Below are 21,398 nucleotides of genomic sequence, written 5' to 3' on the forward strand. Positions count from 1 at the left end.
ACTGATGCGGGCGGCCCGCGCCACCTGGCCCAGCCCGGAACTTGCCGCGCTGGCCCGGGCCAGGCCGCGCGGCGCCCACCAGCCCGTCGTGCTCGGCCTCACCGCGCGCGCCGCCGGCCTCGGGCCCCTGGACGCCGCACGCTGCGTCGCCTACGAAACCGTCAGCGGACCGGCCACCGCCGTCGTCCGCCTGCTCTCGCTCGACCCCTTCGAGGCCACCGCCGTCCTCGCCCGTCTCGCACCCGAACTCGACCGGATCGCCGAACAGGCCACCGCTGCCGCGCACGGCACCATCGACGCGCTGCCCGCGGCCTCCGCCCCCCTCCTCGACATCACCGCCGAGGCACACGCGGCCTGGCCGGTCCGCCTGTTCGCCTCGTAGGCCCGCAACAACCAGGAGCCGAACCCCATGCACCTCGACCACGCCCAGCACGGCCCCGCCGCCGTGAGCGCCGACGCCGCCCGCCCGGACGGCACCCGCCGTGCCCTGCGCATCGGGCTCGGCGGACCGGTCGGCTCCGGCAAGACCGCGACCGTCGCCGCCCTCTGCCGGGCCTTGCGCGACCAGCTCTCCATCGCCGTGGTCACCAACGACATCTACACCCGTGAGGACGCCGCCTTCCTCCTGCGTGAAGCGGTCCTGCCCCCCGAGCGCATCCAGGCCGTGGAGACCGGAGCCTGCCCGCACACCGCGATCAGGGACGACATCTCCGCCAACCTCGAAGCCGTCGAGGACCTGGAGGACACCGTCGGACCGCTCGATCTGATCCTTGTCGAATCCGGCGGTGACAACCTCACCGCCACCTTCTCCAAGGGGCTGGTCGACGCCCAGATCTTCGTCATCGACGTGGCCGGCGGCGACGACATCCCGCGCAAGGGTGGCCCCGGTGTCACCACCTCCGACCTGCTCGTCATCAACAAGACCGACCTCGCGCCGTACGTCGGCTCCGATCTCGGCCGGATGGCGCAGGACGCCGCGCGACAGCGCGGCCCGCTCCCGGTGGCCTTCACGTCGCTCACCTCCGAGGAGGGCGTGGGGCCCGTCGCCGACTGGGTGCGGGGGCGGCTCGCCGCCTGGATCGCATGAGCGTCCAGGCCACCGCCCGGATCACCGCGGTCCTCGACGGCCGGGGCGTCACCTCGCTCCCCGTGCTGGAGAGCGACGGACCGCTCGCCCTGCGCCGGACCCGGGCCAGGGGCGGTCCGTACGCCCGTGTCACCGTCGTGGGAGCCATGAGCGCACCGCTCGACGGTGACCGGCTCGCCATCGAGGCGCGGGTCGGGAACGGTGCCCGGCTCACCGTCGACTCGGCGGCGGCGACCATCGCCCTGCCGGGGCCGGGACCGGCCGCCGAACCCGCCACGTACGAAATCGAGTTGAGCGTGGGGGAGCGGGCCGGGCTCTGCTGGCTGCCGGAGCAGCTCGTCTCGGCGCACGGCAGCGCCCTGCGTATGACCACGCGCGTCGAACTCGCCCCCACCGCACGGCTGGTGCTGCGCGAGGAGCAGATTCTCGGCCGGCACGGCGAGAGCACCGGCACCGTCACCAGCCGCCTCACCGTGCACCGCGCCGGCCGTCCGCTGATCGACCAGCAGGTCGCGTATGGGCCGGGAGCACCTCAAGGGTGGGACGGCGCGGCCGTTCTGGGCGGCCATCGGGCTGTCGGTCAACTCCTCGTCGTAGACCCGGCGTTCGACTCGGAAGGCCTCGAGGCGCGCCTGCTGGGACCGACCGCCGCCCTCACCCCGCTCGCCGGTCCGGGCGTGCTGGTGACAGCGCTCGCCCCCGACGCGCGCCTGCTGCGCAAGTTCCTGGACGAGGCTCTGAACGACGTACTCCACACCGTGACAGGCTGAACACCGCTCAGCGGGACATGGATGTCCGGTTATTGATTCGGTAAAGAAGTGGGTGTGTGGCCTGTTCTCAGGAACCCCACAGACGACAGGATCCGCGGGAGGTCCCGAATGAACCGCGCCGCCACCGGCGGCGCTTCAGATATGGGGGAGGTTTCACTTGAGGCGCACAGCAGTGCTCGGCTCGGCCGGCGCTCTGATCGCGGGCACGCTCATAGGGGGAGCGATATCCGCACCGTCGGCGACGGCCGAAAGCCGTCACCACCAAGTTTCCGAGGTGCAAGGTGTCGAGCTGGCCGCGGCACGGGCGGCCAGGTCCGGTATCGACTGGCAGGACTGTCCGGCCGACTGGGCCCTGGCCAAGCCGATCCAGTGCGGCTGGGTGACTGTGCCGCTCGACTACGCCAGGCCCGACGGCAAGCAGATCAAGCTCGCCGTCGACCGGCACGTCAGCACCGGCACCAAGGACGAGCGACAGGGCGCCCTGCTCTACAACCCGGGCGGCCCCGGCGGTTCGGGGCTGAGGTTCCCGACCCGGATCACCAACAAGAACCCCCTCTGGACGAACACGGCGAAGGCCTACGACTTCGTGGGCTTCGACCCGCGGGGCGTCGGCCACTCCGCGCCGATCTCCTGTGTCGATCCCCAGGAGTTCGCCAAGGCCCCCAAGGCCGACCCCGTACCCGACTCCGAGGCCGACAAGCGCGCCCAGCGCAAGCTCGCCGCCGAATACGCGGACGGCTGCGCCCGGCGCAGCGGCGACATGCTGCCGCACATGACCACGCCGAACACCGCACGCGACCTGGACGTCATCCGCGCCGCTCTCGGTGAGGAGAAGCTCAACTACCTGGGCGTCTCCTACGGCACCTACCTGGGCGCGGTCTACGGCACGCTCTTCCCGACCCACGTCCGCCGCATGGTGGTCGACAGTGTTGTCAACCCGGCCAAGGACAACATCTGGTACCAGGCCAACCTGAACCAGGACATCGCCTTCCAGGGACGCTGGGACGACTGGAAGGCATGGGTCGCCAAGAACGACTCCGTCTTCCACATCGGCAACACCCCCGCGAAGGTCGAGCAGGCGTGGCTGGAGCTGCGCGCCGCCGCGAAGAAGAACCCGATCGGCGGCGTCGTCGGCCCCGCCGAGCTCATCGGTTTCTTCCAGAGCGCGCCGTACTACGACTCCTCCTGGGCGCCCATTGCCCGGATCTGGAGCGACTACCTGGGCGGCGACACCCAGGCTCTGGTCGACGCGGCGGCCCCGGACATGTCCGACGCCGCCGGGAACATCTCCTCGGAGAACGGCAACGCCGTGTACACGGCGGTCGAGTGCACGGACGCCAAGTGGCCCACCAGCTGGCAGAAGTGGGACCACGACAACACCCGGCTGCACAAGGACTACCCGTTCATGACCTGGGCCAACGCCTGGATGAACCTGCCCTGTGCGACCTGGTCGGCCAAGCAGCAGACCCCGGTGAACGTCAAGACCGGCAAGGGCCTGCCACCGGTACTGATCGTGCAGTCCACGCGTGATGCCGCCACCCCGTACCAGGGCGCCGTCGAACTGCACAAGCGCTTCAAGGGCTCGCGCCTCATCACCGAACGGGATGCCGGTTCCCACGGTGTCACCGGTCTGGTCAACCCCTGCATCAACGAGCGGGTGGAAACCTACCTGCTCACGGGCAGGACCGACCGCAACGACGTGACGTGCGCACCGCACGCCACCCCCAAGCCGTAACGGTCACTCCCAGCGGTCCCGAGTAATGGGAACGGGCGGCCTCGGAACACCGGCCGCCCGTTCTCGCGTCACCGGTTCCGCCTCATTCCTTCCGGTCGTACGCCTCCAGCCAGGCGTCCTCCGCCGCGTAGTCGAAGAGCTTGTTCCCGTACGACCGCAGCATGGCGGGATAGGCCTCCGCCCAGTCCCTGCCCTCCAGCTGCGCGGCGATCCACTCGACCGTCTCGGGGAGCGACTCCGCGTAGCCCGTCACCGGCCGGTACCCGAGCTCCCGCTCCGCGGCCGTCATGTCGTAGACGACAGGATGGGGGCAGCTCCACGGCGTCTCTCCGACGCCGTCCTCCCCGGGTGCGCCCGCCATCAGCGTGGTCTCGGTGCTGCGGCCGAGCACCGCGTCGACGGCCGCGCCGATCTCCGCGACCGTCGGCGCCTGCGGATCCCCGGCATTGAGCACCCGCGACCCCGGCCGCCCGGCTGAGAGCCGGATCAGCTCGGCCAGATTGGAGGAATGAACCGGGTGGAACCGGGACGCACCTCCGTACGAGAGCACCCGTCGCTCCCGGCCGTCCAGGAGCCTCTTCACGAAGTACAGCTCGCGCGGGGAGCGGCAGTAGGGCCCGTGAATCGCCCCCGCGCGCAACAGCGTCACCGGCAGCGCGTCCCGCGCCGCCAGCAGGTCATGCTCCAGTTGGACCTTCCGCGTCCCGTAGGTGGCATCACCCGCCCGAACGGTGCGCCCGGTCTCCGGGATCGGCACGGGGTACCGGGGAAAACCATCGGGCTCGTTCTGCGTATCGAAGCTGCGCCCCCGATCGTCCTCGTACACCGCACCGCTGGAGACGACCACCGCCGAACCGATCCGGTCCGCGAGTCCGGTCAGCTGCCGGGCGTGGTCCGCGCCGTACGCTACCATGTCGACCAGTACGTCACAACCGTCGCCCAGCGCGGCCGCGAGCGCCCCGTCCTCGTTCCGGTCGAGAGCCTTCGTGCGCACCGCGCCGTCCCACCGCGCGTCCCGGCCGCCGCCGCGGGAAGCGGCCGTCACCTCCCAGCCGTCCTCGACGAGCGCCCGCACGGCCGCTCGCCCGATCTGTCCCGTCGCTCCCAGGACCCATGCGTTTCCTTTGGTCATGAGGGGCACGCTAGGCCGGGACAGCGGCCCGGACGAGCGGAGTTCACCCTGCGCGGATCCGCCGTCAGCGTCGCAGTTTCGGGAACTTCTTCGACTGCCCGGTCTGCCTGGTCTGCTCGGCCTGCGCGGCCTTCACCTTGGCCGCGTACTCGTCGACGTACTCCTGACCGGAGAGCGTGAGGATCGCGTACATGATCTCGTCGGTGACGGCCCGGATCGCCGCCTTCTGGTTCTCCAGACCGGCATAGCGGGAGAAGTCCAACGGCTCGCCGAAGCGGATGGTGACCCGTTTGATACGCGGAACGACCTGTCCCGGCGGCTGGATCTCGAACGTGCCGACCATCGCGCACGGCACCACCGGCACCTGCGCCCTGATCGCCATCACGGCCACGCCGACCTTGCCCTTGTAGAGCCGGCCGTCGTGGGAACGGGTGCCCTCCGGATAGATCCCCAGCAACTCGCCCCTGCCCAGCACCCCGAGACCTTCGCGGATCGCCGCCTGCCCCGCGTCCTTGCCGGACCGGTCCACCGGAATCTGACCGATGCTGTGGAAGAAGGCCGCGGTCAGCCGCCCCTTCACGCCCGGCCCGGTGAAGTACTCCGCCTTGGCGAGGAACGTGATGCGCCGTTTGAGGATCGCGGGCATCAGAAAATGGTCGGAGAACGACAGATGGTTACCGGCGACGATGGCCGCGCCGTGCTCCGGGACGTGCTCCAGACCCTCGATCCGGGGACGGAAGAACAGCCGGAGAAGCGGCCCGATAATGGCGTATTTGAGCACGTAGTAGAACACGGGGCGGCTCCCAGCTCGGTCGGATCGGCTCCATGGCTGCATTCCGCGAGGTCGGCGGACAACTCGGGGGAGGACAGCCTAGGTGCAGCTGTCGCCTTGTGTATCGCTCTTCGGGCGGGTCGATGCTGACCCTGTGCCACCTCTGGTGACAAGGAGTCGGGCCGGGCTCTCTGTGCCGCGGCCGGTGCGGGCGGGGCGGTCCGCCCGCGTCCCGATGCGCTGACCGGCGTCCGGAGAGTTCAGTGCACTGGCAGTCCGCGTGCAGTACCTCGGTCCGAAGCCTTGCTGGTTTCCACAGGAACGTGGAAACCAGCAGGGAGCGGGAGAAGTTCCGACGGAGTTCCGGTCTTTCGTCAGTCCCGTGAGTTACCGAAGAGGAGGCGGTAGCCGATGAGCAGGACGAGGGAGCCGCCGATCGCCGCGCCCCATGTGGTCAGGTCGAAGAAGTCGTTCTCCACGGGGCGGTCGAGGAAGTGCGCCGAGAGCCAGCCGCCGACGAAGGCGCCGGCGATACCGATGAGAGTGGTACCGATCAGGCCGCCGGGATCGCGCCCGGGGAGCAGGACCTTGGCGATGACTCCGGCGACGAGCCCGAGGATGATCCAGCTGATGATGCCCACGTTCGTTGTTCCCTTTCTCGGATCGCGCCGGGCGGAGGCTCCCCCCGGCCGACAGCGATGCATTGCTCGGTTGCGCAACCGTACAGATAAGGGTGAAGACGCGGCGCGGGCGCCGCTGGTTGCGTCGGAACGCCTGGCGGCCCGTGGGCGTGGGCCGGCTCATCGGCAGGCGGCCGACGTCGTTCGGGGTTCTGGACGGCGGTCTAAACTGGGAAGGTTGGCAAGCGACCGCGCGGAGATGGGAGGGACGACGGTGGCGACAGGCGTCGACAGCTTCGAGGACCCACATGCCGAGGTGCTCGCGGAGGCGGCCGCGGCCTTCGGGTTGCTGGCGTCCTCGGCACGGTTGCACATCATGTGGACGCTGGCCCGGGGCGAGAGTGATGTGAGCGGACTCGCGGAGCGGGTGGGTGGCGCGCTGCCCGCCGTCAGCCAGCACCTGACGAAGCTGAAGCTTGCCGGTCTCGTACGTTCCCGTCGCGAGGGCCGACGGATGGTCTACTTCGTGGACGACCCCGATACCGTGACCGTGGTGCGGCTGATGGTCGGCCAGTTGACCGCGCGCGCCGATGGTAGGTCCGCACCGGTGCGCGCGCTCCGCGGGACCGGCGCCTGAGACCACTGAGGGGCCGGGCTTCGTGGCGCCGGCCGCGCGATCCGTTCACCGCGGTGCTGCTCTCGGGCAAGATGCCGGCATTCGCCCGCGGCGCGCATCCCGGCAGTCGGGCGCAGTCCTACCTGGACCGGATGCATGCCAACGGGGCCAAGGCCGGACAGATGGCTTCCGCTCAGCCGTAGGAGAGGTCGGCGCAGAGGTCGTCGTCGGCGGAGCGGGCACTGTCAGCTACTTGGGAGGGCAGGGATGCCGGCTCACCGGAGGTCGTGGCTGCGGGGTTGTCCGCGTAGTCCTGACCGAGGATCACATCGATACCTGTTGTGGTAGCCGCTCGGACTTCCGCGTCGGGGAACAGCCGGGCGACCGCTTTCGCCCGGTCCTTCTGCCCCGGTCCGTATTCGATCACTGTGGTGCTGTGGTCCTGGCTGCCGGCCGTGGCGGTGCTGGTGACGGTGAAGCCGTGGTCCTTGAGGGTCAGCGCGGCGTCGGCCGCGAGTCCGGTGACGGTGGTGCCGTTGTAGACGGCGACATCGATGCCGTCCCCGGAGAACGCCTCATCGGCACCTGCTGTCGGGGAGGCCGACGCTGTCTCGTCCGGGGCATTGCCGCCGGCGTGCTTGCTACTGGCGTCCTTGCCGTCGATGGTCCGGTCGGCTTTCAGCGCCGCCCACAGTGCGTGAGCGTCCGGTTCGACGATTGCCACCCGTGCCCCCTGGTACTGCCAGGGAATGGTCACGAACTTGGTGTTATGCAGGTCGATGTCCTTCAGCGTCATCGTGAAGGACAGCAGTTTGTCGGCGGACCCGAGACCGGGGTCGACGGTCATGGACCGGGTTGCGGCGTCCGCGAGCGGCAGCAGCTTGGTGGGGGTGAGTCCGTCGCTCTTCACCTTCTTGATCAGGCTTGCGACGAAGGCTTGTTGGCGTTTGATGCGGCCTATGTCGGAGCCGTCGCCGATGCCGTGCCGAATGCGCACGTAGTCCAGTGCCTGCTGCCCCGCGACCTTCTGCTCGCCCTTGGCGAAGAGGAGCTTGCCGCGCGTGGTGCGGTTGGGATTGAGATCCTGTTGGTAGATGTCCTGCGGCAGACACACCTCGACGCCACCGACGACCTTGGTCAGCTCCGAGAAGCCCTTGAAGTCGACGACGAGGGTGTGGTCGACACGTAGTCCGGTCAGTTTCTCGACGGTGTTCTGGGTGCAGGCCGGGTTGCCGTTGGTGGTCTGGCCCATGGAATACGCCGCGTTGAACATGGTGTTGGTCTGCGTCTTGGACCAACTCCCGTCCGGGAGTCTGCAGGGTGGGATGTCGACGAGGGTGTCACGCGGTATGGACACGGCGACGGCGTGCTGGTGATCGGCATAGATGTGGAGCAGGAAGGCGGTGTCCGAGCGGCCGACGTCGCTCTTGTCGCCGCCGCCCAGATCACTGTTCCCGCCGGTGCGCGCGTCCGAACCGATGACCAGGACGTTCTCCCCCTTCGAGGCGGAGGCATCCGGCCGGTCGTCGGAGACGCCGTCCGAGCTGAAGGTTTCGATGTTGCCGCCCAGCCGGAGGTAGATCCACCCTGCTCCTGCCGTCACCAGCACGAGCAGGGACAGAGTCGTCACCAGCACGAGACGCGCCCGGCTGCGCTTGCGCCGCCGTCCGCGCACGGCGGATCGGGCGTCGTTGTGGCGCGGGGGCGCCTGCTGTCGGCGGGTGCCTGCCATGTGTACGCCCCTCATCCGTCCGGTTGATACAGAGGGACGACTCGCCCCACCCCAAGGTTGTACAGTTGCGCAATGTAGCAAGCTTTCCGGTGGGGGCCACTCCTGGGTGCGCACCCTGGTCGATGAGGTGAAGGGCAGGGCGGGAAATGTTGCGTAATGGGCTGGAGCCTTGGCATCTGCTGATCGTGGCGATCGTCGTCATCGTGCTGTTCGGGTCGAAGAAACTGCCGGACACCGCTCGGGCCGTGGGGAAGTCGCTGCGCATCCTCAAGAGCGAGACCAAGGCGATGAAGGAGGATGACGCACCGGGGCCGGCCGCCGATCCCGGCCCGTCCGTGCAGGTCGCGCCCGCGGTGATCCCGGCCGCAGGTGAGCCGGCTCCGGCCCGCCCGGCCGCGGAACGCAACGACGCCGCCCGCTGAGCCGGGCACGGCGGCGCCATCAGGGGCTGGCGCCGTCGAAGCCGTACCTCAGCGGCTCACTGCGCACTCGGGGATCCCGGCGATAGAGGTAGAGGGCCTCCACCCGCATGTCCCCGGGCGAGGAATCCAGTTGGCAGGGGTAGGTGACCTGCAGTATCGAGGGCCGGTCGGTGACCCGCATCCATGCTCCGTCCGCGGGGCCGCCTTCGAGTTTCGCGCGCTCCCAGCCGGTCATGTCGTTCGCATCCATGTTCATACTTTAATTATTGCGCAAGCTTTAAACTATTGTGAAACTCGTCACTCCGGGGCTCGACCGCGAGCCCGGGCGCGACTCGACCATGGGGAGAAGCGGTACATATGGGCGTCAGCCTCGCCAAGGGCCAGAACGTCGTCCTCAACCAGGACGGCACCCCGCTTGCGGACGTCACGGTCGGATTGGGCTGGGACGCACGGCCGGTCGGTGCAGTCGACTTCGACCTCGATGCGTCCGCGATCATCTGCGGCCCTGAGATGAAGGTGATCTCCGACGAGCACTTCGTCTTCTACAACAACCTCATCAGCCCCGATGGTGCCGTTCGGCACACGGGCGACAACACGACCGGTGAAGGCGACGGGGACGACGAACAGATCCTCGTCGACCTCGACGGGCTGGGCGAGAAGGTGGGGCAGGTCGTCTTCGCGGTCTCCATCCACGACGCGGAACGGCGCGGCCAGAACTTCGGGCAGGTCGACGAAGCCTTCATCCGCGTGGTGGACAACCTCACCGGCCGTGAGATGTGCCGCTACGAACTCTCCTATGACGCCGCCGGTGAGACCGCGATGGTCTTCGGCGCCCTGTACCGCAGAGGCGGGGAGTGGAAGTTCCGCGCCATCGGCCAAGGCTATGCACGGGGGCTGGAGGGTATCGCCACCGACTACGGCGTGGGTATCGCCTGAGTGGCGCGGCGCCGGGGGCGTGCGGGGGAGAGGGCGGTCACACGGCCCGGTCAGTGGCCGGCTGCCGCCGCACCGTTCAGGTCGCGGTGGATGACGCGGGCCGCTCCTTCGATGGTGGCGACGCCGTAGTCCATGGTGCGGTTGCCGCTGGAGAGGACGACCAGGCCGTAGTCGTGACTGTTTCCGGTGAAGGAGCCCACGCTGTGCACCCGCCATCCGTCGGTGGCGCGCGGCAGCCAGCCGTTCTTGACGTGAACCCGTGCCGTGGCGGGCGATCCGGCGGGCACTCCCCACCTCTGGTCGGGAGCGACCCGGTGCATCAGATCGAGGGCGTACGCGCGCGAGGCCGGCGTGAGCGCGGCGTTCTGCGTCGTCAGCAGCTGCATCAGCCGGAGTTGGTCGCCGGCGGTCGTCCGGGTGAGGCCCCAGCTCGCACCCGAACCGGGAACGGTGTGCCGCATGTCGGCCAGGGTGAGGAACTCCTTGAACCCGGCGGCACCGATCTGGCGCCAGAGAGCGGAGGTCGAGTCGTTGTCCGACCTGGTGATCATCGCGGTGGTCAGTTCCACCTCCCGCGGAGTCAGCTTCCGGTGTGCCTCCTCGGCCTGCCGCAGCAGCGCTCCGAGCACCGAGACCTTGACGACGCTGGCGGAGTCGAAGTGGGTACCGGCCTTGAACTCGCAGGTGGTCCCGGTGGTGCGGTCGTAGAGGGCCAGCGACGATGTGCCCTGACGGCTGTCGAGGGCATCGGCTACGTCGTGGGACAGCGCGGCGGCCAGGCCCGGCTTCTTCGACGTGCAGACGACCTTCGAACCGGCGGCCGTGGCGCTGGCCGTGTCGGCGGAGGCCGGGGTGGCCAGGGCGAACGCGGTGAGCAATGAACATGCGGCCAGGGCGGCGGCCAGACCGCGCCGAGCGCCGGTCGAGATGGGTGATCGGTACATGAAGGCTATGTCCTGTCCCACGATGTGTCAGAGGTCCCACGGTGTGTCGGAGGTCGTCTCGCCGGACCTCGCCCTGGCCGACTGAGGGCGCGCTTCCGTCGCGTCTTGGATCGCGACCGCGCAGTGAGGTGGGCCGCAGCAGGTTGCCGCCCTGGTGTCCGTTCGGGCCGCGGAGATGTGATGAAGGGGTCGGGGGCTCAGCTGTAGCCGGACCGTATCCCCATTCATGGGCCAGGCCGACCCTACGCGCCCGGGCGGCGTCCGCGTAGGGCGTATTGGGGGATATGTCCGGTATGAGAGGACATGTCGGCATGTGATGTTCGTCAAACCGGCAGGCTGCCACCGACCCGGAACCGTACGGGACCCAGCAGGCCACTGACGCGCTGGCCCGGGAAGACGAAGTGGGTCGGGCTCGTCGCGTCCAGACGGGGTGCCAGCGTCCCGAACACCGCGATGTCGAGGGTGTGGGCCCCGGGCCCGGCCAGGCCCGTCAGGTCGAATGCGTACGGGGAACACACCCGCACCCCGGCGGCCGCGCCGTCGACCATCACCTCCGCCGTCCCGCGAACCCGTCCGAGGTCGAGCCGCACGCGCCCCGTGGCGGCCTCGGCGGGCAGGGTCACCACGCGGCGGTACCGCACACCGCCGCTGTACTCGGCCAGGCCGTGCGTCTCCCAATTGCCGACGCGGATCCACCCGGGGCCGACCTCGCAGCGCACCGGGCCGGCCAGCGCGGCGCCCCCCTCGAACCCGGGGCGGGTCCGGATCCGCAGGGCCGCGATCCGGGGACCGGACGGGCCACCGGCCGACAGATCGACCGCAACGGTCCGAACGCCCCGGGCGTCGACGGCGACGACGGGCGCGGGGTACTCGGCGCCGTCCACGAAGACCGTCGTTCCGCCGTGTACATAAGCGGTCAACCGGGTGGTCCCGGGCGGCAGTTCGCACCACAGCCACTCCACCGTTCCCCGGCTTCCCGGGGTCGCGAACCGGACCGGCACCACCGTGCCGTCGTCCGCGTCCGGATCCAGCCAGGCGGCCCCCGGCAGTGGATGCGGGCGGCGGCGCAGATACAGCGCGGCCGGGTCACCCACCGGCTCACGGCGTACCGCGACCGACACACGCCCTCGCGCGCTCCCGGCCCACCACCGGGCGTCACTGTGCAGGGCCGCGACACGGTCGCCGTTCCCGTCCTCGAAGACCGCGTCCACCAGGACCGCGCGGTCGCCGTCGCCGGACGTCTCCACCGTGATGTCGTTGTCACCGATGCGCAGCGCCGCCGCCACGTCATGGCGCCGCACGCGTGGGACGGCGTGTTCGGGATAGGGGTCGAATCCGCCCTGTCTTCCCACCAGTTGCCCATTGACGCGCAGGACGCAGGTGGCACGCGCCGCCACTTGGACGACGGCCCGGACGGGAAGCGCCGACAGGCGCAACGTCGTGCCCATCGCTCCGGAAGCGTGCATCCACTCCGGGCGCCGGTAGCGCTCCGGATCGCGTACGAGTGCCACATGCGCCCGCAGATCGGATTCCTGATCGGGGATCAGTTCCAGTTCGAGCAGACGGCGGCCCGCTGGTAGACGGACCGGGCCCATCGCGAGGTGGCCCCCGTCGTCCAGGGAAACGGGGGCGCCGTCGAGCCGGGCCCGCTTCGCCGCCGCGGCCCCGATCGCCAGATGCCCGAAGAAGGAGTCGTCCAGGAGAAGCTCAACGCGCACCCGCACCAGCTCTCCGGCAGCCGTGGGACCGATGTGCACGAACTCCTCCGGCACATGGCCCTTGGGCCCCAAGGTCGCTCGGTGGACCGGGTCCTTGTACACGCCCAACGTGTCGGACCACTCAAGGTTCACCGGGAAGCCCCGGCCGGGACCATTGCGGAGCGCGACCGCGTGCGGGCCGAACGTCGCGTGGACCGTGTCCACGGCCTGCTCATCGGTGGGGTCCGGCCCCATGGCCCAGCCATCCCGGACGCCGTCCTCCCCGCTCGCTTCCGCCCGGTGCCGGAAGGTCCGGCACTCGGTGACCGTCGGGCCGGCGGGCGGGCCGGTCGCGGGGCGGGCGAAGTCGCCCCAGGTGTTGTCGAGGGTCGGGACGAGCGTCATGTCCCAGTCCGCGTCCGCCGGGATCTCCACGGTGGTGACCGCCGGTGCGGCTCCCGGTGTCCCGGACGCTCCGGCCGTGGCCGTTCCCACGGTCCGGCCCGGCAGGACCAGCACCGCCGCCGGGCCCGTATCGAAGGGGACATCGACCTCGACGGCCCGGGCGTCGTCATCGGCGGGACGCACCGGCAGAGTCCGGGGCGCGCCGCCGAAGGGGTCCACCAGGACGGCCGGGCCCCCCGCGTCCCGTACCCGCACCCGTGTGCCGCGCGCGTAGCGGTCCGGATCGAAGTCGTATCGGGCATCCAGCCAGCCGAGCGCGGCACCCCGGGCATCTGGGGCCGCGACGACGGCCCGGGTCGCCCGCGGGGCGGCCGCGGTCAGGAACACCACCGTGGTGTCGTCCACACGCCGCGCGAGTGCGGGAACCGGGGCCCGGACCACCGGGTGCACCCCCGCGAGCGCCGCGGCCATACCGTCCGGTCCGGGGACGAAAACGGCCCGGCCGTCCGCGAAGCACGCGCGCAGCTCGCCGAGCAAACCGGCCGCTTCGCAGCCGATCACGTGCTCGGGGAGGGCACCGAGTGCGATCAACGTCCCACCGGAAGAGGCGAATTCGACGAGCCGCCGTGCCGTGTCGTGTTCGAGGACCGTGCACGCGGGCAGCACGATCGCGGTGTACGCCTCGTCCGCGACCCTCAGCCGCACCCCGTCGTCCGACGGCGTGACCCGGGCGCGCGCCAGGGACGCGTCGTCGATGACGTCGGCATCGAGACCGATCCGCTCCATGATGCCCGGCCGGGTGCGGAACCAGGCCATGTCACCGATGAGTTGCAGATAGGTCGACTGCGCCCGCGCCGCCTCCTCCGTCACCCCGTCCAGGGCGGTCCCGGCCTGGGCCGTGGTGGTGGGCAGCAGGATCGCGATCTCGCACAGATGGTGTCCGAGACTCAGGATCGCGCACAGCCGGGTCACGGCGTCGGCGAAGACACAGTGGTGGCGCCAGTACGGCTGACGCCAGTCGGTCGCGGGCGGCGCCCACTCCCACCAGCCGCCCTTCGTCGTGTAGTAGACGGCATGCGGGTTGTAGAGGGTCGCACCGGCGCGGAGCCACGGCAGCAGCCAGTCGAACGTCTCCTCCAGCGTGCCGCCCCAGCCGGTGGAGTGGAAGGCCTCGATCCAGGTGCGGGGGTGGCCGTAGAGATGGGCCAGCGAGGAGTGGATGCGGGCGTCCCCGTGGTGGTCGGAGCCGGGGGCCGAGAACCAGCGGTGCGTCCGGGCGTAATCGGCGTACAACTCCACGCCCGCCAGGGGGTGTCCGGCGCGGGCGGGGTCCTGCTGGTCGCAGCCGATGTGCAGGCCGTGCCGGTCGTGCCATGCGGCCAGCGGCCGGAAGAACGCCTCTTCGGCCAGCTCGGCGCGGGTCACCTGATAGTCGCGGCGGATCCGGTGGGCATCCGGATCCCCACTGTCGTCGTACAGGGCGTCGAGCCGTGTGGTGATGTCGTACCCGCGAAGGCGCAGAAAGGCGTCGGCGAAACCGGTCGACCAGGTGGGCAGGGACGGCAACTCGTCCTGGAACGAGCCGATGACGACCGTCCCCAGCCGGTCGCCGAGCCGGCGTTCGAACTCCCCGTGCACGCGGTCCAGCAGCGCCGCACACGCCGTCGAACCGAGGTAGTCGAAACCGAGCGGTACATGATGATGGAGCGTCAGGCGCCACCGTCCCGGCCCCGGCGCCCGTACGATCCCGTCGTCCACCGCGACCCGGACCGCTGGGCCGACCGCACGGCCGGCTGCGTCTACGGGTTCGGCGCGGCCCGCGAGAGGCCTCCCGTCCGGGGGACACCGCAGCTCTCCGGCCCGTGGCGCCGTGGCGTCGACGACCGCACGCACGCGGTCGAGCCGACGGCCCGCGTGGGCGGGCTGCTCGTCGACGAGGCGCGCCTGGAGGTCGGCACCGGAGAAGCCGAGCTGGTCGTAGAACCACAGGCTCACACCCAGTTCGCGGGCGTCCTCGCACACGCCGTCGAGCAGAGCCCACCATGCGTCGGACAGAAAGGGCGGGTCGTCGGCGTCGGAGCCGAACAGGGGGCCCGAAGGCGCCAGATTGAGGAGAACGAGGTTGTGCACACCGCCCTCGGTGAACCGTTCCAACTGCGCCCGCAGGCGTGCGCGGTCGAGCCGCTCCCCGCTCCACCACCAGATGGCGGTGGGCGAGAAGGCGCGCGGCGGCTCCGCGAGGACCGCGGCGATGCCCGGGGGGAGCGGTGGGTGCAACGGGTGTGTCATGAGATGTCCTCAGCCCTTGAGACCGCCGGCGAAACCCTTGATCACATAGCGCTGGAGGAGCACGAACACCACCAGGATCGGCAGTGCCGCCAGCACCAGTCCGGCGAAGACGAGCCCGTAGTCGGAGACGTACTGGCCGACGAAGGCGAACACGCCGACGGGCACGGTCTCCTTGGCGGAGCCGCCCAGGTAGAGCAGCGGCGTGAAGAAGTCGTTCCAGATGAACACGGCGTTCAGGATGATCACGGTGCCGGTGATGGGACGCAGCAGGGGAAAGACGATCCGGGTGAACGCCTGCCGGTGGTTGCAGCCGTCGATGAGCGCGGCCTGCGCGTAGTCCTGCGGCAGGGCCCGGATGAATCCGGTGTAGAGGAAGACGGTGAACGGCAGTTGGATGCCGGTATAGAAGAACACCATGCCCTGGTACGTGCCGAGCCAGCCGAGGTCGTCGACGAGTTTGTACAGCGGAATCATGCCGAGCTGGAACGGCAGCACGATGCCCAGCAGGAACAGGATGTACAGCCCGTGGCCGAGGCCGCGGGCCGTACGCGCGAGGTAGTAGGCCCCTGTGGAACCCAGCACGATGAGGAGCAGCAGACTCGCGACGGTGATGATCGTGCTGTTCAGCAGGGCGGGCCCCAGCGACGCGGAGGACCAGGCGTCGCCGAAATTGCCGAAGGTGGGCGGGGAGGGCGGCGAGAGGGGCGATTCGGAGATCTGCCGGGGGTCCTTCAACGCCAGCGTGACCAGGGCGTACACCGGGAACAGGAACACGACGGCGACCGCGATCATGACCAGTTCGAGGGCGTACCGCCCGTATCGCGGCCTGCGGCCCCGGCGCACTTCGCGTTCGGGTCCCTGTTTCGCGGGCCCGCGGGTCGTTGCGATGCTCACGCCGTGACCTCCCTCGCACGCAGATAGCGGAGCTGGACCAGGGAGACCGCGGCGACGAACAGCGCGAGGACGAGAGCGACGGCGGTGCTGTAGCCGAACTTCCCGTAGACGAACGCCTCCTTGTACAGCACGGTCGACAGCGTCTCGCTGGAGGTGCCTGGGCCGCCGTTGGTGGCGGCGTAGACCTGGTCGAAGAGTTTGAGACCGCCGATGGTCGACAGCATGAGGTTGATCGTCAGGGCCGGGGCCAGCAGCGGCCAGGTGACGTAGCGGAAGCGCTGCCACGAGCCGGCGCCGTCGATCCGCGCGGCCTCGTGGAGTTCGGCGGGTACGCCCTGGAGGCCGGCGAGGAAGACGACCATCGAGTATCCGGCGTACTGCCATACGACCATCGCCACGACGGACCACAGGGCGAGCGACGGATCGCCGAGCCAGTCCTGACGCAGACCGCCGAGCCCGACCGCGCCGAGGACACCGTTGAGTCCTGCGCCGTTCTCCGGGTTGTAGACGTACTTCCACAGAATCGCGACCATGACCGGGCTGACGACGGCAGGCGCGAAGAAGATCAGCCGCAGCAGCGCACGGGACTTGATGTTGGTGTGGACGCCGAGCGCGAGCAGCAGGCCGACGCCGTTCTGGACGACGACCACGGCGATGGTGAGGAGCAGGGTGTTGCTGACGGACTCCAGGGCCCGGCTGTCGTCGAGCAACGTGCGGAAGTTGTCGAGGCCGGTGAAGGAGAAGCCGCCGATGCCGGACCAGTCGGTGAAGGCATACATCACCCCGGCGAGGCTCGGGTACAGGACGACGACGCCGTACACGACGAGCGCCGGGACCACGAAGATCCAGGACGGGGTGGTGTGGTCGCGGTGCCGGACCGGGCGCCCGGAGCCGGTCCGCGGTCCGCCTCCGACCTGGCCGACCGTGCCCGGGTCGGCCTTCTGGGAGGTGCTCGTCACGATTTCTTCCCGTAGGCCTCGTCCATCTGCCCGAGCGCGCCGTCGACGTCCGTCTTGCCTGCGAGGAGGTTCTGTACGGCGGCGAAATGGGCCGGCTGCACCTCGGCGTTGGGCCAGCTCTGGTCCATGAACGGGACGGCCCGGTTGTCGTCTATGACGGGCAGGAAGTCCTTGAGAGCGGGGTCGATCGTGGTGGACGCGTCGCGTTTGAACGGGATCGCGGCGACGGACTGCGCCCAGCGGTTCACGTTCTCCTGCTTGCCGAGGAATTCGATGAACTGCTTCGCCCCGGTGCTCTTCCCGGACCGTGCGGAGACGCCGAGGCCGACGACTATGCCTGCCGGAATCCACAGATTCGCGGCATCGTCACCGCCAGGGAAGGGGAACATGCCGAGATCGTCCGGTGTCCTCGTGGCCTGACGGAAGTTGGCGAGTACAGCGGAGACCTGGACGGCCATCGCGGCCTTGCCGCTCGCGACCATCGATGTCTGCTGCTCGTACGTTGTTCCGTTGGGGTTGTCGTTGAAGAAGCCCCGGCGCTGCAACTCCTGGTACTTGCCCATCGCGTCGGCCCAGCCGGAGCCGCGGAAGTGCGCCTTTCCGGCGGCCATCTCGGCGTCGAAGCCGGGGTTCTTCGCGTAGACGGCGTTGGGGACCAGCGCGTACGTGATCAGTTGGGTGACCCAGGGAGTCTGGGCACCGAGCGCGATCGGAATCACTCCCTTGGCCTTCAACCGTGCGCAGACATGAAGCAGTTCGCTCCACGTCCTGGGCGGCTGGACGCCGGCCTTCGCGAAGGCCTTCTTGTTGTGGATGGCGCCGATGACGCTGCTTCCCGCCGAATACAGATACGTCTTGCCCTGGTGCTGGTACGCGGGGTGGAAGTTCGCCGGGACCTCCTTCGTCCATGCCTGGTCGCTGAGGTCGGCGAGCAGTCCGGCCTTGGCCAGCTCGACCATGGACATGGCACTGCCGCTGCCCGGATAGAGGACATGGACATCGGGGGCGTTGCCCCCCGCGAGCTGGGTCCGCACCACCGTCTGCACCTGGTCCGTGGGCGCGAAGGAGGTGGCGAACTCGTCGTCCGGGTGGGCCTTGCGATACAGCTCGACCAGTTCCTCGACGGGCTTCTGTTGGTCGGCGACGCCGACGATGCGCAGCTTGCCGGAGCCGCCGCCGGAATCCGAGCAGGCCGTCAGCGCGGGTGGAAGGGCGGCGAGCGCCGCGACCCCGCCGCCGATACGGAGAAACCCCCGGCGGCCGACCGAGCCCCGGCCCGGCCGGCTGTGAGAACCCGTCGTCATGGTGTGCCCTCCTCGTGCGAACGGGCGGGCGAGGGATTCGCCGCCGGTCCTGATGTGCGTCGGCTCGGAGCGAGCGACGGCCGGACCCGGATCACGGGAGGCGTCCCGGTGTGGCCGTCCGCCGGTGGACAGGTCGCGGTGAAGCGGTACGCGCCCGAGGACACGCGGTGGAGAACGTGGTCGAAGGCGGTCGCGATCCGGGTGATGTGGGGGTCGTCGTCCCGCGGCGGCACACCCGACTCACGGATCGAGCGCATGTCCGTGGTGGGCACGTACACATCGGCGGTGGCGCCGGGCGGCACCAGCACGCACAGGGTGAACCGGTCGCCCTGCCGCTCCCAGCTCACCTCGACGGTGCCGCGGACCGATTCGTGACGGGCGCTCGCGCGATGCAGGGAACCGGGGCGGGGCCGGATCCGCAGTTGCCGGTATCCGGCCGAGTCCGGCGCCTGGTCGAGTCCGGCGACACCGCGATAGAGCCACTCACCGATCGACCCGAGCGCGTAGTGGTTGAAGGAGTTCATCGACGGTGCGCGGAACCCCGCCCCCGGCGTCCATCCGTCCCAGCGTTCCCAGATCGTCGTGGCGCCGTGCCGCAGCGGAAACCGCCACGACGGCACTTCGGCACGGTTCAGCAGCGCGTGGGCGAGGTCGGCCCGTCCGTGCGCGTCGAGGACGGGAGCGGCGAGCGCGACCCCGAGGAAACCGGTCATGAGGGCGGGCCCGGCGGCCCCGACGAGCGCGGCGAGCCGGTCCGCGGCGGCGTCGACGAGATCCTCGGGCAGCAACTCGTAGGCGAGCGCGAGGAGATAGCCCGTCTGTGTGTCCCCGGCGATCCGTACGGCGGGAGGCCCGACACCGGCTCGCTCGACGGCGACGAAGCGCTCGGCGAACGTGCTCCGGATGTCGTCGGCCAGCCGGTGGTAGCGGTCCCCGACGTCCTTGCGGCCCAGGGCATCGGCCGCCTTCGCCGTGAGGCGGGCACTGTGCGCGAAACAGGCCGTGGCGACGACGTCGCGTGGAGTGGGGGTGCCGGGGGCGAGCCAGTCCGAGAAGTGCGGACCCACCCGCCTGCGCCAGACCAGATCCGGATTATGGCGGTGAATCAGATCGATCCAGGCACACATGCCCTCCAGCGCACGGGCGAGGAAACGCGGATCGTCATAGCAGCGGTACAGGTGCCACGGGATGATCACCCCCGCGTCGCCCCAGCCCGGTGCGCCCTCGTCGCTCACGCCCACGAGACGCGGGGCGACGTTGGAGAAGCCACCGTCGGGGGTGCGGGCGTCATCGATGTCACGCAGCCACTTGGTGAAGAACGCGGCGACGTCCGCATTGAGCGCCGCCGTGGGCAGGAACACCTGCGCGTCGGCCAGCCAGCCGAGCCGCTCGTCGCGCTGCGGGCAGTCCGTGGGCACACTGACGAAGTTCGAGCGCTGCCCCCACGCGACACAGTCGTAGATCCGGCGCAGCTCCGCGTCCGAGCAGTCGAACGCCCCGGCCCACGGGGTGTCGCTGTGCAGCGCCACGGCGACGACATCGGACTCGGCCGGCTCCGGAATCCCGCTGATCTCGACGTACCGGAACCCGTGATACGTGAAGCGCGGCTCGAACACGATGTGCGCGCGCCCGTCCCCGATGAGTACATCGGTCGCGGCGGCGGTACGCAGATTGGCCGTGTACAGCCGCTCCGAGTCGTCCAGCACCTCGGCATGGCGGATCACCACCCGTGCCCCGGCGGCGAGTTCACCGACCCGCAGCCGCACCCGCCCGGCGAGGTTCTGGCCGAAGTCGACGATGTGGGTGTCCGGAGAGATCCGCGTGACCGAGCGCGGACGCAGCTCGGCCGTCGCCCGCACGGGCTCGTCGACGGACGCCACGAGCAGACGGTGATCGGCGTCCGTGACCAGGGCCGGCGACCAGCCGGAGTCGTCGAAGCCGGGCAGCTCCCAGCCGTCTGCGGCGTGGCGCAGGTCATGGCACTCGCCCATCAGCAGATCCGCGTGACGGATGACGCCCGTACTGCTGCGCCACGTCCCGTCGGTGACGAGCGCGGTGCTCCGGCCGTCCGGACCTGTGAGGTGGAGTTCGGCCAGGAACTGCGGAATCGTGCCGTAGTGGGCCCCGGCCCGGCGCGGTTCGAAGCCGACGAATCCGCTCCACCAGCCGTCGGCGACGGTCGCGGAGAGCACGTTCTCGCCCTCGCGCAGCAACTCGCCCACGTCGTACGTCTGGTACTGGACGCGGTGGTGGTAATCGGTCCAGCCGGGCGCGAGTTCGGCGTCGCCGACCCGTACGCCGTTGAGCCGGACCTCGTACAGGCCGCGCGCGCTGACATGGAGCCGGGCGTGCGCGCCCGCCGAGGCGGTGAAGGCGCGTCGCAGAACGGGGCACGGGGCCAGCCCGTGGTCGTCGAGCGCGAACTCACCCTCGGTGGGCGCGTCCATGACCTCGACCGGCTGCCGGTCGTGAGTGATCCATGACGCCCGCCACGCCCGCGTGTCGGTGACGGCCGTCTCGAACCAGGACGTGGCCTCGGCGGGTGCAGCCGTTCCGGCCGGCCAGACGGAGACCCGCCAGTGATAGCGCGTACGACTCAGCAGGGCGGGTCCCGCGAACCCGACACCGGTCGCGTACGGGTCCGTCACCCGGCCCGTGTCCCACAGGAGTCGACCGCACCCGTCCAGGTCCTCGGGGTGTTCTGCGACCCGGACCCGGTAGGCCACGGGGTCGTCGCCACGACGGTCGGACGCCAGCCGCCAGGAGAGCCGGGGCGCGGGTTCGTCGATCCCCAGCGGGGTGGTGCGGTGCTCGCACCGCAGGCCGTACGGCCGGAGAGTCCGGTCTCCGGAACGGTGGCCGGACGCCGTTCCTTCGGCGGGGCGGGAGGAGGGCACATCCGCTGCCGAGGAACCGGACACGAGCACGTCCTTCCGTCGCACCGAATTTCCCGATGTGAAATCTAACGTTAATTCTGTGGCGTGGAGACTATGAGTCACCCTGAAGGGTGTCAAGGGTGTTGTCGACGCGGCACCCGGTCACCTCGGGGGATGGTCGATGTCTCCCTAACTGGCCGCTTGTGAA

18 protein-coding genes are annotated in these 21,398 nt (G+C 70.0%); 7 read left to right on the forward strand and 11 right to left on the reverse strand.

Going from position 1 to position 21,398, the window contains the following annotated elements; all coding sequences use genetic code 11:
* The 4 genes from ACFU8Q_RS16995 to ACFU8Q_RS17010 all read left to right on the forward strand — a co-directional run.
* Positions 1-382: urease accessory protein UreF (locus ACFU8Q_RS16995; protein WP_384453960.1), on the forward strand; the 382-nt coding region annotated here is incomplete at its 5' end.
* A 27-nt stretch (positions 383-409) separates the two neighbouring features.
* On the forward strand, positions 410-1,087 hold the full coding sequence (ureG, locus tag ACFU8Q_RS17000) for an urease accessory protein UreG (RefSeq protein ID WP_384453963.1): 678 nt from the start codon (positions 410-412) through the stop codon (positions 1,085-1,087).
* Positions 1,084-1,857 (forward strand): urease accessory protein UreD, encoded by a 774-nt coding sequence (locus ACFU8Q_RS17005; protein ID WP_384453965.1) that lies wholly within the window; start codon positions 1,084-1,086, stop codon positions 1,855-1,857. Before ureG ends, ACFU8Q_RS17005 begins: the two co-directional genes overlap by 4 nt.
* A gap of 157 nt (positions 1,858-2,014) precedes the next feature.
* Positions 2,015-3,592: an alpha/beta hydrolase gene (locus tag ACFU8Q_RS17010; protein WP_384453968.1), complete on the forward strand. Its 1,578-nt coding sequence runs from the start codon at positions 2,015-2,017 to the stop codon at positions 3,590-3,592.
* Positions 3,593-3,674: 82 nt separating this feature from the next.
* On the opposite strand, the gene ACFU8Q_RS17015 is transcribed toward ACFU8Q_RS17010, so the two are convergent.
* From ACFU8Q_RS17015 to ACFU8Q_RS17025, 3 genes are all read right to left on the reverse strand, one after another.
* Positions 3,675-4,724, reverse strand: coding sequence for an NAD-dependent epimerase/dehydratase family protein (locus ACFU8Q_RS17015; protein ID WP_384453970.1), 1,050 nt, complete (start codon positions 4,722-4,724; stop codon positions 3,675-3,677).
* 64 nt (positions 4,725-4,788) lie between these two features.
* Complete coding sequence (locus ACFU8Q_RS17020; protein ID WP_384453973.1) at positions 4,789-5,517, reverse strand: lysophospholipid acyltransferase family protein; 729 nt, start codon at positions 5,515-5,517, stop codon at positions 4,789-4,791.
* 353 nt (positions 5,518-5,870) lie between these two features.
* On the reverse strand, positions 5,871-6,137 hold the full coding sequence (locus tag ACFU8Q_RS17025) for a GlsB/YeaQ/YmgE family stress response membrane protein (RefSeq protein ID WP_266744827.1): 267 nt from the start codon (positions 6,135-6,137) through the stop codon (positions 5,871-5,873).
* 238 nt (positions 6,138-6,375) lie between these two features.
* On the opposite strand from ACFU8Q_RS17025, the gene ACFU8Q_RS17030 reads away from it, so the two are divergent.
* Positions 6,376-6,753: an ArsR/SmtB family transcription factor gene (locus ACFU8Q_RS17030; RefSeq protein WP_384454015.1), complete on the forward strand. Its 378-nt coding sequence runs from the start codon at positions 6,376-6,378 to the stop codon at positions 6,751-6,753.
* A 172-nt stretch (positions 6,754-6,925) separates the two neighbouring features.
* Here the strand turns inward: ACFU8Q_RS17030 and ACFU8Q_RS17035 are convergent, their stop codons facing one another.
* Complete coding sequence (locus ACFU8Q_RS17035) at positions 6,926-8,464, reverse strand: LCP family protein (RefSeq protein WP_384453976.1); 1,539 nt, start codon at positions 8,462-8,464, stop codon at positions 6,926-6,928.
* Between the two features lie 146 nt (positions 8,465-8,610).
* Here ACFU8Q_RS17035 and tatA point away from each other — a divergent pair, with 146 nt between their 5' ends.
* Complete coding sequence (tatA, locus tag ACFU8Q_RS17040) at positions 8,611-8,886, forward strand: Sec-independent protein translocase subunit TatA (RefSeq protein WP_384453979.1); 276 nt, start codon at positions 8,611-8,613, stop codon at positions 8,884-8,886.
* Positions 8,887-8,905: 19 nt separating this feature from the next.
* Here tatA and ACFU8Q_RS17045 read toward each other — a convergent pair whose 3' ends face one another.
* Positions 8,906-9,136, reverse strand: coding sequence for a hypothetical protein (locus tag ACFU8Q_RS17045; RefSeq protein ID WP_384453981.1), 231 nt, complete (start codon positions 9,134-9,136; stop codon positions 8,906-8,908).
* A gap of 107 nt (positions 9,137-9,243) precedes the next feature.
* On the opposite strand from ACFU8Q_RS17045, the gene ACFU8Q_RS17050 reads away from it, so the two are divergent.
* Positions 9,244-9,822, forward strand: coding sequence for a TerD family protein (locus tag ACFU8Q_RS17050; RefSeq protein ID WP_384453984.1), 579 nt, complete (start codon positions 9,244-9,246; stop codon positions 9,820-9,822).
* Between the two features lie 50 nt (positions 9,823-9,872).
* On the opposite strand, the gene ACFU8Q_RS17055 is transcribed toward ACFU8Q_RS17050, so the two are convergent.
* The 6 genes from ACFU8Q_RS17055 to ACFU8Q_RS17080 all read right to left on the reverse strand — a co-directional run bounded on the left by ACFU8Q_RS17055 (position 9,873) and on the right by ACFU8Q_RS17080 (position 21,235).
* Positions 9,873-10,766 (reverse strand): serine hydrolase, encoded by an 894-nt coding sequence (locus ACFU8Q_RS17055; RefSeq protein ID WP_384453987.1) that lies wholly within the window; start codon positions 10,764-10,766, stop codon positions 9,873-9,875.
* Between the two features lie 323 nt (positions 10,767-11,089).
* Positions 11,090-15,157: a hypothetical protein gene (locus ACFU8Q_RS17060; protein WP_384453989.1), complete on the reverse strand. Its 4,068-nt coding sequence runs from the start codon at positions 15,155-15,157 to the stop codon at positions 11,090-11,092.
* Between the two features lie 9 nt (positions 15,158-15,166).
* Complete coding sequence (locus tag ACFU8Q_RS17065; RefSeq protein WP_384453992.1) at positions 15,167-16,051, reverse strand: carbohydrate ABC transporter permease; 885 nt, start codon at positions 16,049-16,051, stop codon at positions 15,167-15,169.
* Positions 16,048-17,010, reverse strand: a complete 963-nt coding sequence (locus tag ACFU8Q_RS17070; RefSeq protein WP_384453995.1) for a carbohydrate ABC transporter permease — start codon at positions 17,008-17,010, stop codon at positions 16,048-16,050. The genes ACFU8Q_RS17065 and ACFU8Q_RS17070 overlap by 4 nt, the downstream gene beginning before the upstream one ends.
* A complete protein-coding gene (locus tag ACFU8Q_RS17075; RefSeq protein ID WP_384453998.1) occupies positions 17,007-18,314 on the reverse strand; it encodes an extracellular solute-binding protein in 1,308 nt (435 codons plus the stop codon). The genes ACFU8Q_RS17070 and ACFU8Q_RS17075 overlap by 4 nt, the downstream gene beginning before the upstream one ends.
* A complete protein-coding gene (locus tag ACFU8Q_RS17080) occupies positions 18,311-21,235 on the reverse strand; it encodes a family 78 glycoside hydrolase catalytic domain (RefSeq protein WP_384454001.1) in 2,925 nt (974 codons plus the stop codon). The genes ACFU8Q_RS17075 and ACFU8Q_RS17080 overlap by 4 nt, the downstream gene beginning before the upstream one ends.
* Positions 21,236-21,398: the final 163 nt, after the last annotated feature.

Origin of the sequence: Streptomyces sp. NPDC057543 (assembly GCF_042801895.1) — a bacterium.
Lineage (GTDB): Bacteria > Actinomycetota > Actinomycetes > Streptomycetales > Streptomycetaceae > Streptomyces.